The organism is Rhizobium anhuiense bv. trifolii (assembly GCF_024346605.1).
Lineage (GTDB): Bacteria > Pseudomonadota > Alphaproteobacteria > Rhizobiales > Rhizobiaceae > Rhizobium > Rhizobium anhuiense.
In genome coordinates, this window is the sequence record NZ_CP098804.1 from 75,505 (window position 1) to 89,971 (window position 14,467).

9 protein-coding genes and 1 pseudogene are annotated in these 14,467 nt (G+C 60.6%); 7 read left to right on the forward strand and 3 right to left on the reverse strand.

The genetic code is table 11. The features are described 5' to 3' along the window. Positions 1-82 precede the first annotated feature (82 nt). Together NE851_RS32200 and NE851_RS32205 are read left to right on the forward strand one after the other, a co-directional pair. A pseudogene (locus tag NE851_RS32200) lies at positions 83-1,870 on the forward strand (methyl-accepting chemotaxis protein). 98 nt (positions 1,871-1,968) lie between these two features. After that, positions 1,969-4,188 carry an EAL domain-containing protein gene (locus NE851_RS32205; protein ID WP_127431842.1) on the forward strand — a complete coding sequence of 740 codons (2,220 nt, stop codon included), beginning with the start codon at positions 1,969-1,971 and terminating at the stop codon, positions 4,186-4,188. A gap of 87 nt (positions 4,189-4,275) precedes the next feature. Here NE851_RS32205 and NE851_RS32210 read toward each other — a convergent pair whose 3' ends face one another. After that, positions 4,276-4,713: a MarR family winged helix-turn-helix transcriptional regulator gene (locus NE851_RS32210; protein WP_047619733.1), complete on the reverse strand. Its 438-nt coding sequence runs from the start codon at positions 4,711-4,713 to the stop codon at positions 4,276-4,278. Between the two features lie 138 nt (positions 4,714-4,851). After that, positions 4,852-6,150, reverse strand: coding sequence for an MFS transporter (locus NE851_RS32215; protein WP_047619734.1), 1,299 nt, complete (start codon positions 6,148-6,150; stop codon positions 4,852-4,854). A 335-nt stretch (positions 6,151-6,485) separates the two neighbouring features. Here NE851_RS32215 and NE851_RS32220 point away from each other — a divergent pair, with 335 nt between their 5' ends. From NE851_RS32220 to NE851_RS32240, 5 genes are read left to right on the forward strand one after another with little or no spacing between them, the layout of a single operon-like run. After that, a complete protein-coding gene (locus NE851_RS32220; RefSeq protein WP_047619736.1) occupies positions 6,486-6,989 on the forward strand; it encodes a flavin reductase family protein in 504 nt (167 codons plus the stop codon). Positions 6,990-7,008: 19 nt separating this feature from the next. After that, complete coding sequence (locus NE851_RS32225; protein ID WP_052213517.1) at positions 7,009-8,235, forward strand: acyl-CoA dehydrogenase family protein; 1,227 nt, start codon at positions 7,009-7,011, stop codon at positions 8,233-8,235. Positions 8,236-8,258: 23 nt separating this feature from the next. Further along, on the forward strand, positions 8,259-9,233 hold the full coding sequence (gene tsdA, locus NE851_RS32230; protein WP_047619739.1) for a gamma-resorcylate decarboxylase: 975 nt from the start codon (positions 8,259-8,261) through the stop codon (positions 9,231-9,233). A gap of 11 nt (positions 9,234-9,244) precedes the next feature. Next, positions 9,245-10,132: an intradiol ring-cleavage dioxygenase gene (locus NE851_RS32235; protein ID WP_127431843.1), complete on the forward strand. Its 888-nt coding sequence runs from the start codon at positions 9,245-9,247 to the stop codon at positions 10,130-10,132. Position 10,133: 1 nt separating this feature from the next. Next, complete coding sequence (locus NE851_RS32240; RefSeq protein ID WP_254962595.1) at positions 10,134-11,189, forward strand: maleylacetate reductase; 1,056 nt, start codon at positions 10,134-10,136, stop codon at positions 11,187-11,189. A 133-nt stretch (positions 11,190-11,322) separates the two neighbouring features. On the opposite strand, the gene NE851_RS32245 is transcribed toward NE851_RS32240, so the two are convergent. Continuing rightward, complete coding sequence (locus tag NE851_RS32245; RefSeq protein WP_097545079.1) at positions 11,323-14,298, reverse strand: NAD(P)-dependent oxidoreductase; 2,976 nt, start codon at positions 14,296-14,298, stop codon at positions 11,323-11,325. Positions 14,299-14,467 lie beyond the last annotated feature (169 nt).

The following is a 14,467-nucleotide window of genomic DNA, read 5'->3' on the forward strand; positions in this document are numbered from 1 at the left end:
TAATTAAATCCCCGTTAATGAGCATGAGCGAATATTCGCAAAATGGCTGGATCGACAGCGATGAATCTAGGAGGATTTGCGAGTGAATATTCTTGATCGTGGTGCAAATGCTGTCGCTGTTCTGGCGGCTCTATCGAATTCGCAAGCCATGATCGAGTTTGATTTGTCGGGCAAAATCCTCACCGCAAACGAAAACTTCTGCAGGGCGCTTGGTTACGAGTTGAGGGAGATCGTCGGAAAACATCACAGCATGTTTGTCGAACCTGCCTATGCATCCTCGGCAGAATACAAGGCTTTCTGGACGAAGCTGTCAGCAGGAAAATTCGATCAACAACAGTATAAACGTCTCGGCAAAGGCGGGCGCGAGGTCTGGATCGAAGCGTCCTACAATCCGGTGTTCCGTCGCGGGAAGCCGGTCAAGGTCATCAAGATTGCAACCGATATCACCGCGCAGAAGCTGAAATCTGCCGAGCATGCGGGCAAGATCGACGCATTGTCCCGGGCTCAGGCGATCATCGAATTCACGCCGGCCGGCGAAATCCTGACCGCAAACGACAATTTCCTGACCGCGCTTGGTTATTCGCTTGCCGAAATCCAGGGCAAGCATCACTCGATGTTCTGCGAAAGCGACTATTCCAAGTCGGAGGCCTACAAGGAATTCTGACGGAAACTTGCGGGCGGCCAACTGGTTGCCGACGAATTCATGCGTGTGGGCAAGGGCGGACGGAAGGTTTACATCCAGGCTTCCTATAATCCGATCTTCGACCTGAACGGCAAAGTGTTCAAAGTCGTGAAGTTCGCAACCGATGTCACGGCGCGTGTCGAGAATGTTGAACAGCTCGCCCGTTGCCTGACGAATTTTGCAGATGGCGACCTGTCGCAGACGATCCAGAAGCCTTTCATTCCTTCGCTGGAACGGCTGCGCACCGACTTCAACAGCGCTTCGGAAAAGTTGAAGGACGCGATGGCAACGGTGGCCGAAAATGCCAAGGCGATCTCGGCCGGTTCCAACGAAATCCGCACCGCCGCCGACGACCTGGCAAAGCGTACCGAGCAGCAGGCGGCATCCGTCGAAGAGACGGCGGCCGCCCTTGAGGAAATCACGACGACGGTCAAGGATTCGAGCCGCCGCGCCGAGGAGGCCGGTCAACTCGTCTCCCGCACCAAAGACCACGCGGAACATTCCGGCCAGGTGGTTCGTGATGCGATCGGAGCGATGGACCAGATCGAAACCTCGTCGCGCGAAATTTCCAATATCATCGGCGTCATCGATGAGATTGCCTTCCAGACGAACCTCTTGGCGCTCAATGCCGGCGTAGAGGCGGCACGGGCAGGGGAGGCCGGCAAGGGTTTTGCGGTCGTTGCTCAGGAGGTCCGGGAGTTGGCGCAGCGGTCGGCGAAAGCTGCAAAGGAGATAAAGAGCCTGATTACAGCCTCCGGTTCTCACGTCGCAAAGGGCGTCGCCCTCGTCACGAATGCCGGATCCGCGCTTCAGGAAATCGCCAGTCAGGTTCACGACATCAACACCAATGTCACGGCGATCGTGGAGGCGGCGCGCGAGCAATCGACGGCGCTCGGCGAGATCAACCAGGCCATCAACACCGTCGACCAGGGAACGCAGCAGAATGCCGCGATGGTCGAGGAACAGACGGCTGCGAGCCATGGCCTCGCACGCGAGGCCGCCGCACTTTTCAAGCTTCTTGAACAGTTCCGTTTCGACGATGCTCCGATATCGAGACTTTCATCCACGCAGGCGGATCGTCATGTGCCCGCACCGACGGCTTTGAAAGTTGTTCGTACGTCGCCCGCCGCGTCCGTCCAGCGCGGGTCGGCCGCCGCCGCGCTGAAGTCTGATTGGGAAGAATTCTGATCAACCCAGAAATTGCTGTCGGCGGCAAGTTCGTCCGCTTCCATGATCCATGAAGGGTCTCACTCCGCGTCACGCAGCACTGCGAGGAGTAAGGTCGCATGTCCCTTACCGAAGATGAAAGATTGAACCTTCTCTACGAGGCAAGCATTCTCGATACACCGCCGACGACAGAGTTCGACGCTATCGTCCGTCTGGCCTGCAATATATTCAACATGCCGATGGCATTGGTTTCGTTCGTCGACGAGCAGCGGCAGTGGTTCAAGGCCCAGCAAGGCTTCACTTTGAAAGAGGCGTCACGCGAGCATTCCTTTTGCGGCCATGTTGTGGAAACAGGGTTGCCGCTCGTCGTTGAAGATGCCGGCAAAGATTCCCGCTTTTGGGAAAACACATTCGTGAACGAGTGTTCCGTCCAATTCTACGCGGGCGTTCCGCTTTTGGAAGGGGAGACCTGCTACGGCAGTTTTTGTGTCCTCGATACGAAGACCCGCCGTTTCGGCGATCGGGATATCGAACAGCTCCGTAACTTGGCAAGCGTCATCGTGGGCCTGATTCGGGAGCATCGTCAGCAAAGCCAGCTGAAAGAGCAGCAACGTGAACTGGAGTTGAAGCAGGCTCGGTTCGAACAGACCGAGCGCTCTGCCAAAGTCGGTGGCTTTGAGATGGATCTCAACACCGGTACGATCATCTGGTCGGACCAGATTTATCGCACTGTCGGATTGCCGGTCGGTAAACGAATGACCTCGGAGGAGGTGATCGGCTGCTATGCTCCGGAAGAGCGCGACGGCGTCAGTCGCAGGATTCGCGGTCTCCTGAATGGCTCGGAGATCGGCGTTGACAAAGAGTATCGCATCATAACGCCAGAAGGCGAAGAACGATGGATTCGCGTGGTCAGCGATATCGAACACCTGCACGGTGAGCCAAAACGTTTGTTCGGCATCGTTCAGGATGTTTCCGAAAAAGTGCGCTACGAGCAACGCTTGCTGCAGGCGGCAAATGCCGATCCCCTGACCGGGCTTGCCAACCGGGCGGCATACAATGCTCACATGGCGAGGCTCACAGCGACGGATGCCGCCTCCATTGGTTTGCTGCTGGTCGACGTCGATCGCCTGAAGCAGGTGAACGATATCCTGGGCCATGCGACCGGTGACCTGCTGCTGAAAGGCGTGGCATCTCGTCTGGACGAGCGCTTGGGAAAGCGCGGAAAGGTCTTTCGCCTCGGCGGCGACGAATTCTCGGTTGTTCTGGACGCACCCGCAAACGCGCGGGTAATGCGTTCACTCGCGCGACACCTGATTGAATATATCGGCCGCCCTCTGGAGGTCGCGGGATCAACGATAAATCCCACGATAACCGTGGGAGGCGCGATTTCGGAAGGTGAAATGGATGCGGCGACGCTTTCGCAAAACGCAGACTTCGCCCTGTATCACGCCAAGGAAACACGGCGTGGAAGCTACGTTCAATATGAGCCCAGCCTGCGTTCGAGGATAGCCCATCGCATTCAGATCGTCCGAGAGGTGGAGTTGGCGCTTACCGAGCATCGAATGGTGCCGCATTATCAGCCAATCGTGAGCTGCGCCGACGGTCAGGTATGGGCGTTTGAAGCGCTGGTGAGAATGCAACGTCCCGATGGATCAGTCGTATCGGCGGCGCAATTTCATGAAGCCTTCACGGACTCGAGTGTTTCCCATCACATTACGACATGCATGCTCGATCATGTCGCGACCGATATCTGCAAATGGATGGACCGGGGGCTGAGTTTCGGACGGGTTGGCATCAATGTCAGCGCCTCTGATTTCATGAGGGGTGACCTGGAAAGCCGCATCGTTGGTGCGTTCGCGTCGAGAGGCATTCCGCTCGATAAGCTCGTGCTCGAAGTGACGGAAACCGTCTTCCTGCAGGGCTTGGAAGACACTGTTGCAACAACGCTGCAACGTTTGCGGAAAAGAGGCTTGGCCGTGGCGCTCGATGATTTCGGGACGGGCTATGCATCGCTGACACATTTGCGGAGCCTGCCCGTCGATATCATCAAAATCGACAAGAGCTTCATCGACACCATGCTCGTGGATGAATCGAGCCTCGCAATCGTAGAACTGGTGCTCAACCTGGCGCGGAAGCTCGACATGAAGGTCACGGCGGAGGGCGTCGAAAGCCATCGGCAGGCGATGTGCTTGCTGGAAATGGGCTGCACCACCCTCCAGGGCTATTTGTTTAACAAGCCGATGGACCGCGAACACGTGGGCAGCTACCTATCTGCATCAAAACCACATTGTACGGAGAATTCAGGAGAATCGCGGACGGGTCTGCTGCTCTTCGGATAGTCATCAAGATGGCGTGTCGAAGGTGGTGCGGGGCCTTCCCCGCGCTCCTTTGCGCCATCGGGACGGGCCTGCGTCCACATCAGCAGATCAGCGTGCTTCGAGCTTGTCCAGGTTGGTATGGATGATCTTCAGCGCCGATTTCAGCCAGGCCACCTCCGCCTCGCTGAACGTCTCGACGCCGACCGCCTCGAATTCTGCTGCGAGCGGCATCAATTTCTGCACCAGCGCATCGCCCGAGGGGGTCAGCGCAATCGAAACCGTGCGGCCGTCGTCGGGCCGGGTGCGCGACACCAGTTCTTTCTTCTTCATCACAGTGACCAGGCGCGACAGGGTGGAGAGCTCGACCGTAACCATGGGGCTCAGATCTGTCAGCCTTTGCGGTCCCTCCTGCTTCAGGATCGCAAGGACGCGGTACATGGGCAAGGTAACGTCAAAATCGTGCAGCCGCTCCGAAAAAAGCTCCCCCATGCGCACGCCGACGCGATTGAGAAGGTAGGGAAAGGATCCGGTAAATCGATAGGACATTTTCGCTCACAACTATTGCATCCGCACTGAATAGCCTTAGGCGAGAGCATGTGCAATCAAAAGTCGCGTTCGTCAGGACAAATGAAAGCCGGCCTCATCGAGGCCGGCCATGGTCGCGGGCGTGCTTGCCTTAGCTAGTCAGTGCACGACGACGTCTCCCTTTTCGGTCGTGCCATGGAGGAAGGTGAGGGCCGTCAAAGCGCAGCCGACCACGGCCGCTATGGCGAAGATGTAGAAGTTCCACTCCGGTGCGAGCCCCCGCTGCAGCACTGCGCCGCCGATCAGCGGCCCGGCCATGCCACCAAGGCGGCCGACCGCGAGCGAAAATCCGAGCCCGGTTCCGCGGATCTGGACTGGATAGAAGCGGCCAACCAGAACATTCGAGAGGATCTGGGTGCCGATCGTTCCAGCGCCGGCAAGAGCGACAAGCGCGTACATGAAAACACCCTGCTTCAGTGTGAGCATGTAGATCGCCCCAGCGCCGATGGCGAACAGCACGGCGACAGTCATCTTCACATGGCCCCTATCGGCAATCCGGCCGGCAATGACGATACCGATGGCGGCGCCGACATTGAGCATGATTGCAAACAGCAGCGCCGAACTGATGTCGTAGCCCATTTTGTTCATGATGGTCGGCAGCCAGTTCACCATGCCGAAAGTCAGCAACAGAGAGCAGAAGTGAATCGCCCAGGCATTCAGCGTCAGCGCAAGCCGCCCTTCCGCAAACAGCGCCCGTACGCCCTGTTTTTCCGAAGTTGTCGGCTGGTGCGGAACCCGTTCCAGGCCAAAGCTGTCGCAAACCGCGTCGGCCTCGGCGCGGCGGCCCTTGGCGGCGAGCCAGTCGGGCGATTCGGGCAGTGATTTGATCAGGAACGGCAGTGCCAGCAAAGGCGCGCCGCCAATGATCATCAGGGGGCGCCAGCCGTAATGCTCAAGAAGAAGCATGCCGAGAATGCCGGAAAGGATGCCGCCCAGCAGATAGCCCATGAAGGACAGGGAGTTGGCCAGGGCCTTCCGTTTGGCGGGCGAAAATTCGAGAATGAGCGCGGTTACGGTCGGCAGAAGTGCGCCGAGCCCGAGCCCGCTCAGGAAACGCGTGGCTGCGAAGACCGGGAAGTTCGGAGCAAGCCCGCTGGCGATCATCATGAAGGAAAAACTGGCGAGGCTGCCGAGAACGACTTTTTTCCGGCCGATGCGATCGGCGAGCGTCCCGGCGATTGCCGCACCCAGCAGCATGCCGAACAGGGTCAAGGCGGCGGCACGGCCGACGAGGGATGGATCCAGCGCCCATTCCGCCTGTTTGAGTAGCGCTGGTGCGATTACCCCATAGACGACCAGGTCATAGCCGTCGAACAATATCATGAAGCCGCACATGGCAATGACACTTGCCGTCGTTTTGGTCTGCGCCACCATGGCGCTCATTTCCTGCGAAGACATGGCTCCTCCTCCGTGATCTCGCTTTGAAAAAGGCTTCAGCTGTCCTGGAGCCTAGAAAATCAAAGATTACCTCCGTCGTCATCGGGCTTCTGAACGGCGCGCTAGGCACGCTGCCCGATAATCCTCTCCCACCCGATACGTAAGACAATAGAATATTGCAAATGCAAATATTGCAATAGAAAATATGGTGCGATCAAAATTATCTTCGGCAGGCGGTGGGAACGCATCTGCAGGTTATCCAATCGCAGCTCTCGTCATCACGAACGGAAAATTATTTGCGTTGACAATAATTGCAAATGCAAATAAATGATGGAAATCGGAATGGGAGAGAGATCATGCAGATTTTATCCGATGGAGTGGTCGGCGCGAATTTTCGTGCCGCAATGCGCAAATTTCCAGCGACAGTGACCGTGATCACGGCGGTGAAGGACGGTGTCGACCATGGCATGACGGTCACGGCGGTCACCTCCGTTTCCATGGATCCGCCCTCGCTTGTGGTCTGTCTCAACAACAGGACCCTGCTGCACGAAATGCTGCTTTGTCAGCCGGATTTCGCGGTGAATGTCCTCAGTCACGCGCAGCGGCCGCTGTCTGAGGCATTCGCCGGCAAAGTCGAGCCGCATGCGCGCTTCGGACTGGCGAACTGGCGGCGGCACGAAGCCGGAATGCAGCTCCTCGACGGCGCCAACGCCAATGTCGTCTGCCGCCGCATGGCTGCCGTGCCCTATGGCACTCACACACTTTTCATCGGGCAGGTCGTTCACGCGACCGTCGACCCCAACACCATACCGCTCATCTACGAGGACGCCCGCTACTGCGTCTCGCAGCCGGCGGCTTGATCCCGCCAAGGAGGAGAATATGAAGCTTGAGATCATCGAAGGCGGTGCCGATAATATCGCACGCCCCATTCGCGGCGCTGTACTGAAGGACCGCATCCTGCCGCTCCTGCCGGCCTTCAAGGACCGTGCGCAGGCAACCGAAAAGGCACGCCGGGTACCGGCGGAAAACATCGCAGCTCTTCGCGCTGCCGGTTATTTCGATGCGGTCAAGCCGGCCGCTTATGGTGGCGCGCCCGGGCCTTTCGCCGATCTCGTCGACGCCAATCTCGAACTGGCCTCGGCCTGTGCCTCGACCGGCTGGGTCGCGGGTCTTCTTGCAGCCCATCAATGGCTGCTCGCAATGTTTCCGAAGGCCGCGCAGGATGACGTCTGGGGCAAAAATCCGGATGCGCTTCTCTGCGGCTCCTATGCGCCCGCCTCCTTGGCCGAGGCCACCGAAGACGGTTATCGGCTGAACGGCCGCTGGGCTTTTGCCAGCGGCTGCGAGAATGCCGACTGGTCGCTCTGCGCCGCCGTCCTGCCCGCTGAAGGTGCCAGCAAGCCGGTTCCGGCCTTCCTGCTGGTGCCTGCGACGCAGTATGAAATCGAAGACACATGGGATGTCGCGGGACTGGCGGGCACCGGCTCCAAGACCCTCATTCTCGCCAATGTCGTTGTGCCGAAGCATCGCGTGCTCACTTTCCCGGAGGCCACCAGCGGCCGGACGCCGGGCGCCGGCCTCTATGCCGACAAGGGCCTTTTCAACATGCCGCTTCTCACCGGCATTCCGTCCTGCCTCGCTTCCGCCGCTGTCGGCGCCGCGAAAGGCGCGTTGGAAAGCTATGTCGCATCAACAGGTAGCCGTGTGACCCGGGGGGCGGTCGCGGGCGGCAACAGCCGCATGGCAGAATTTGCGACAATCCAGCTCAGGGTGGCGGATGCCGCTGCCAGCGTCGACGCAGCCCGCGAGATCCTGCTCCGGGATGTGGCGCGCGCCGAGGAGCTGGCGGGTTCAGGACGAGAATTCACCATCGAGGACAGATTGCTCAGCCGGCGCGGCCAGTCCTTTGCCGTCACCCTGGCGCTCCGGGCCGTCGAAGCCCTGAACGCTTCCACCGGCGGACTTGGCCTCAACATGGACAATCCGGTTCAGCGCGCCTGGCGCGACGCCAATGCCGTCGGCCGTCATATCAGCATGAACTGGGACGCCGTCGGCACGATGGTCGGCCAGCACATGCTCGGCCTCGAGCCCAAGGGTCAATATTAAAACGAGAAAGTTGGAGGAGAAACATGCAAGGCAAGATCGCGCTCGAAGAGCATTTCGCCATTCCCGAGACGCTGATGGATTCGGCGGGTTTCGTCCCGGGAGACTACTGGACAGAGCTTCAGTCCCGATTGCTCGACATTCAGGACAAACGACTGAAGCTGATGGATGCGCACGGGATCGAGACCATGATCCTGTCGCTCAACGCACCGGCCGTCCAGGCAATCGCCGAAACCGGACGGGCCATAGATATTGCCCGCCGCGCCAACGATGCGCTGGCCGAAGAATGCGCCAAACGTCCCGACCGCTTTCGCGCCTTTGCGGCCCTGCCGCTCCAGGATCCCGAGGCCGCCGCACGGGAGCTGGAACGGTGCGTGAAGGACATGGGCTTCGTCGGAGCCCTGGTCAACGGCTTCAGCCAGCGCGCCGATACTAATGCGCTGCTCTATTACGACCTGCCGCAATATCGCGGCTTCTGGGCGACGGTCGCCGCGCTCGATGTGCCCTTCTATCTGCACCCGCGCAATCCGCTGGCTGAGGACAGCCGCATCTATGAGGGCCACCCCTGGCTGATGGGGCCGACCTGGGCCTTCGCCCAGGAGACGGCGGTCCACGCGTTGCGCCTCATGGGATCGGGACTTTTCGACGAACACCCGAACCTCCGTATCATCCTCGGCCATATGGGCGAAGGTCTGCCCTACATGATGTGGCGCATCGACAATCGTAACGCCTGGGTCAAGGTGCCGCCGAAATATCCGGCCAAACGCCGCATCGCCGACTATTTCAACGAGAATTTCTACATCACGACTTCAGGCAATTTCCGCACCCAGACGCTGATCGATGCCATGCTGGAAATCGGCGCCGACCGGATCCTGTTTTCGACCGATTGGCCGTTCGAGAATATCGATCATGCCGCCGATTGGTTCGACACCACGACGATTGCGGAGGCGGACAGGGTGAAAATCGGCCGGACAAATGCCAAACTGCTCTTCGGCATTTGATGGAGGGTGAGATGGCTGCGACGAAGTACCCGCTTTTCACCGAAGAAAACTCGGTCGAGGCCGTCAATGCGCGCATGGGCGGGGATATCGATCCCCGCCTGCGTGAGATCATGTCGGTTCTCGTGCGGCATCTCCATGCTGCAGTGAAAGAGATCGAGCCGACTCATGAGGAATGGCTGACGGCGATCGACTTTCTCACCAGAACTGGCCAGATGTGCAATGAATGGCGGCAGGAATACATTCTGCTCTCAGATGTGCTGGGTGTTTCGATGCTGGTCGATGCGATCAACCATCGCCGGCCTTCCGGCGCGACGGAAAACACCATTCTCGGTCCGTTCTACGTGCCGGAAGCACCGCGTTATGCACGGGGAGCGAATATCTGCCTCGACGGCAAGGGCGAGCCGCTCGTGGTCGGCGGCTTCGTCAGGGATACCGCTGGCAATCCGATCGAGCACGCATTGATCGACGTCTGGCAGACCAATGACGACGGCTTCTATGACGTCCAGCAAAAGGGCACGCAGCCGGACTGGAACCTGCGTGGTGTCTTCACGACGGACGGCGAGGGCAGCTATCGGTTCCGCTCCGTCAAGCCGCGCTATTATCCCATCCCCGACGACGGGCCGGTGGGCAAGCTTCTGGGCCGCCTGGGCCGGCATCCGAACCGCGCGGCGCATATCCATTTCATCGTCAGCGCCGAGGGGTATGATCCCGTTGTCACCCATATGTTCCCCCCTGATTGCCAATATCTGGATCAGGATGCGGTGTTCGGAGTGAAGGAGAGTCTCATCGCCGATTTCCGGACGCAGCAGGAGGACGCCGTGGGCGAGGACGAGGGCCTCAAGGCGCCTTATTGGCAGGTGGACTGGGATTTCGTGCTGACAAAAAGGGCTGAGATCTGAGATGGAGGACTTCGTCTATACCGGATTGGCAACGCGCGTGATTTTCGGCACCGGCACGCTCAAACAGCTTGCCGATGAGGCCAAGCGGCTCGGCATGTCCCGGCCGCTGGTCCTCTCGACGCCGCATCAGGTGAGCGACGCGGAAAGAGTGGCGGGCCTGATCGGACCCCAGGCCGCGGTCTTTTCCGGCGCCGTCATGCATACTCCCGTCGAGGTGACGATGGAGGCGATGAAGGTCGCTGCGGAAGCCGGCGCCGACGGCGTGATCGCGATTGGCGGCGGCTCGACCACCGGTCTTTCCAAAGCGATCGCGCTTCGCACGGATTTGCCGCAGCTCATCGTGCCCACGACCTATGCAGGGTCGGAAATGACACCCATTCTCGGACAGACCGAAAATGGCAGCAAGACAACGCTTCGGGACAATCGCGTGCTGCCGGAAACGGTGATCTATGATGTCTCGCTGACATTGGGGCTGCCAGTGGGTCTATCTGCGGTCAGCGGCCTCAACGCGATCGCGCATGCGGTTGAAGCGCTCTATGCTCGCGACCGCAATCCGGTGACCGATCTGATGGCAGAGGACGGGATCCGCGCCCTGGCGCGGGCATTGCCGCGTATCGGCCGCGATGGCCTGGATGTGGAGGCCCGCTCGGATGCTCTCTACGGCGCATGGCTCTGCGGCATCAGCCTGGGTTGCGTCGGCATGGCGCTCCATCACAAGCTTTGCCACACGCTGGGCGGCATGTTCGACCTGCCGCATGCCGAAACCCACAGCGTGATCCTGCCTTACGTGATGCGGTATAATATGCAGGCCGCTCCCGATGCGGCCCAGAAGGTCGCGCGGGCACTCCGAGCGGACAATGCCGCAACCGGGCTTCGCAACCTCGCACAGGAGATCGGGGCACCCCTGTCACTTGCGCAGATCGGAATGCCGGCCGAAGGCATAGGGACGGCGGCCATCGAGGCAACTTCCAATCCCTATTGGAACCCGGCGCCCGTCACCGAACCGGCCATTCGCGCGCTGTTGACGGACGCATTCGACGGCGTTTGGCCCGACTGACTGTTTTCGGGCTGCGCGATAGCTGTCGATCCTCAAATGTGGAGCGTCAAAGGACCGAAATCATGCCGCCATGGCAACACGGCGGCATCAGAGCGACATCAAAGACCGGCGGCGCTGGTTGGCCGCCAGCAAGTTAGTCCTCCGCCGGACCGTAGAGCCCGAGTTGGTCGAGCAGCGCCCGCTGCCGGTCGGCGCTTTCGACGAGCAGGGCGGTGTAGCGATCGATGAGCCGGCTGCGATGGCAGGGATCCGAAACGGCCGAGAGCCCGCCCAGGATCGCCGCGACCTTCATCGAGGTCTGCTGCAACTCGTTGAGGATCTCCGTCTTGCCGCCGGCCTCCGCGACTGCCTGCTTCGTTACCCGGCCGATGCCTGCCGGCGTGCGGCTGCCGGCCGACACGTAACCCTCCGGCAGGTCGCCCTTGAGATTGGTGACCGATTTGAAGCGGATGACGTCGAAGATCTGGTCGACCGCCTGCTTGGCGCCGTTCACCCGTGAGGGATGGTCGGTGTCGGCGGCGGCGTGCGGCAGCAGTTCCAGCTTGCCCTTATGGCGCTCTTCGAGTGGCAGGTAAGGAAGTATCGGCCCGCTGAGCTTGCCGGTCGCGGCGTCCTTGAAGAGGTCGGCGTCGATCGCCGCATGAGCAATCTTGCCCGACGACAGGGCCTCGTCGAGCGCGGCGACATCGACGACCTCGCCCCGATCGTAGTTGACCAGCACCGCGCCATCCTTCATAGCGCCGAGCACCTTCGCATCGACAGTGCCGGCGTTGGAATAGACGCCGGTTGACCCGTCCAGGCGGCCGAGACCGATATGGACGGAGAGTATGTCGGCGCCGCTCGCCGCTTCAACCGGAGTCTTGGCGTAGTCGAAGCCTTCCGCCTCAATCCAGCGCTGGTGATGCTGGCGGGCGTAGATCGCCACCTTCATGCCGAAAGCCTTGGCGAGCTTGGCGACTTCGCGGCCGATATTGCCATAGCCGAGAATGGCGATTTTCCGGCCTTCGAGCTTGGCGGTCGGAAAATCCTTGAGCTGGCGGCCTGTATCGAAGTCGCCCCCGGCGACCATCCGATGCAGCCTGTCGACCGGCAGATCGGGCACGACCTTCAGGATCGCCTTGATCGCCATCTGAGCGGTCGCCCGGCTGTTGATGCCCGGCGTATTCATCAGCGGCGCGTTGCCGCCCTCGCCATTGCCGCCACCCCAGGAGGCCGAGCCCATATTGCCGGTGCCCGCACCGATGCGCACGCCGCCGAACGGGAATACGGAGGCTTTTGGAACGAAGGTCGCCGCCGCGATCAGCGCGTCGTACTGGCCCTTGTCGGTTTGCGGCAGGATCTCTGCCTCCGTGCTCAGGTTCGGCTGATAGAAGAAATGGACGCGGCCCTTCTCGAGCGCCGAGCGATCGCTTAGCGCCCTGAGGTGGAAGACGCCACCCTTTTCCTCGATATAGGCCTTGATCTCGCTGTGATCCGGCTGACCGCCAGCGTCGAAGCGCAGGCCGACCAGGTCGGCGATCAGCACGGTATAGGCGCGCGCCGGATCGTCCTTGCGGGCCGTTGCACCAGCGCCGGCAGGCGCCTCGAACGTGACGCCCTCCTTCGCCAACTCCTCTTCGAGAACGACGATCTTGGCGCGCAGATAGGCGTATTGCAGATTCTCCAGCAGTGCGACGACATCATCCGGCTCGCGGATGCCGCCAACCCAGGCGCGGTAGTCGCCGGGTGTGCCTGGGAAAGCATTGACGTAGCGGGCGGCGTCGAGGCCGGGCTCGTATTCGCCGTTCGGATGGGTCATGCCCTCATAGCCGAGCAGTTGTTTCGAACGCGCGATGATGCGGGCATGGATGTCGGCATCGGCGATGCCGACATCCTCGACCTTCAGAAGCGTCACCGCCGCGCCGCGCCGCTCGGCATCGGTGACGGTCAGCGACAGAAGCGGATGCGACTTGACCCAGTCGTCGATCACGTTGCGATTGGCGGCAGAGCGGCGATTGAGCTCGACGACGGAGCCGACCCGGGCCTCCGACTGCAACAGGCCGAAGGTGGTCTCGGCAAAAGCGAGCGCGCTGTAGGTGTTGATGACGCCGCCGAGCATGCGGTCTTCGGCAGCATCGTAGAACGGCCCTGCATCGACGGAGCGCTTCGCCGAAAACGGCCGCCTCGGATCGATCGGCGGTGCGATCTTCAACTGGCGTGGGATCGCCCAGGCCGGATCCTGCTGGTTCTTCTCGATCAATGCCAAAGCATGCGGCGTGAAGGAGGCGACGAAATAGCCGGAAACCCCGCCGATCGCCTTCTGGAACGGCATGAACAGGCAGCACTTCGCCATGACGGCGCTGACCAGTTCGGGCTCCCACGGCATGGCGCCGAGCATCGAGGTGGCATCGAACACCGCATGGCGATTTGCCGGGTCGCCATCGAGCCAGTTCAAAAGCTCGCGGATCTCACGGCTGGTATAGGCATTGGCGCCGGTCGTTTCGTGACCGACGCCGACGAAGATCGAAACGCCCAGGGCTGACAGCTCCGCTGCCGTCGGGATCACGCCTTCGGAGGCGGCAAAATGAATGCGGCTCTCGCAGCCCTTTTCGGCGAAGCGCTGCATCTCGATCAACTGCGTGGCCCAAGACTGGCGGAAGAAACCGGCCGCCCTGGAGGGATCGCTCTCTGGCCGCGGCGTATCGACATAGACATGCTGGGTCGCGTCGTTGGCGTTCATCAGATGCTGGATGCAGACCGTGTAGCCGCTGTGGCCGCCGCCGAGTCCCACTGCCATGCGGTTCGTCTTCGGAAAGCCGAAATAGCGATGGATCGCCCGCATCATGTCGGTCAGGATTTTGTCTGCGGGATAGCCGCGATGCATGCTCCGGGAAATCTCGGCGGTCGTAAAGCCGCCGATGTCGTTACCCCTGTCATCGAACTTGCGATAGGTCTTCTCGATCCACGCGTCGAAGGCCGCGCTCCGAAGACGGCTGTCCACTTCGTCGGTGGTCGCATCCGTGATCGGACCGACGCCGAAGAACGGGTTGGAAGGCCGCTTCGGTGCGCCCGATCCGGTCAATTCGAGCGCCTTCAGTCGCTGTTCCTGCATCTGCGCGATATTCATCATTGTTTGCCTATCTGTGCTTGAGCCGGGGCATGGTGCCGATAATGAAGCGAACGCCTGGGAAAGATGATGGCATATGCGTCGAACAGCAGGCGGAATGCGTCATCCATACGCCTGCGTGACGTAATGCGACGAATAAGGGCGAGGGGCATGGTCGGTAACCCCGCAAATC

What these genes read in the sequence shown, in the direction of transcription:
- NE851_RS32205 (WP_127431842.1), top strand. Translation starts at nt 1,969, where the DNA reads ATGTCCCTTACCGAAGATGAAAGATTGAACCTTCTCTACGAGGCAAGC.
- NE851_RS32210 (WP_047619733.1), bottom strand. Translation starts at nt 4,713, where the DNA reads ATGTCCTATCGATTTACCGGATCCTTTCCCTACCTTCTCAATCGCGTC.
- NE851_RS32215 (WP_047619734.1), bottom strand. Translation starts at nt 6,150, where the DNA reads ATGTCTTCGCAGGAAATGAGCGCCATGGTGGCGCAGACCAAAACGACG.
- NE851_RS32220 (WP_047619736.1), top strand. Translation starts at nt 6,486, where the DNA reads ATGCAGATTTTATCCGATGGAGTGGTCGGCGCGAATTTTCGTGCCGCA.
- NE851_RS32225 (WP_052213517.1), top strand. Translation starts at nt 7,009, where the DNA reads ATGAAGCTTGAGATCATCGAAGGCGGTGCCGATAATATCGCACGCCCC.
- tsdA (WP_047619739.1), top strand. Translation starts at nt 8,259, where the DNA reads ATGCAAGGCAAGATCGCGCTCGAAGAGCATTTCGCCATTCCCGAGACG.
- NE851_RS32235 (WP_127431843.1), top strand. Translation starts at nt 9,245, where the DNA reads ATGGCTGCGACGAAGTACCCGCTTTTCACCGAAGAAAACTCGGTCGAG.
- NE851_RS32240 (WP_254962595.1), top strand. Translation starts at nt 10,134, where the DNA reads ATGGAGGACTTCGTCTATACCGGATTGGCAACGCGCGTGATTTTCGGC.
- NE851_RS32245 (WP_097545079.1), bottom strand. Translation starts at nt 14,298, where the DNA reads ATGATGAATATCGCGCAGATGCAGGAACAGCGACTGAAGGCGCTCGAA.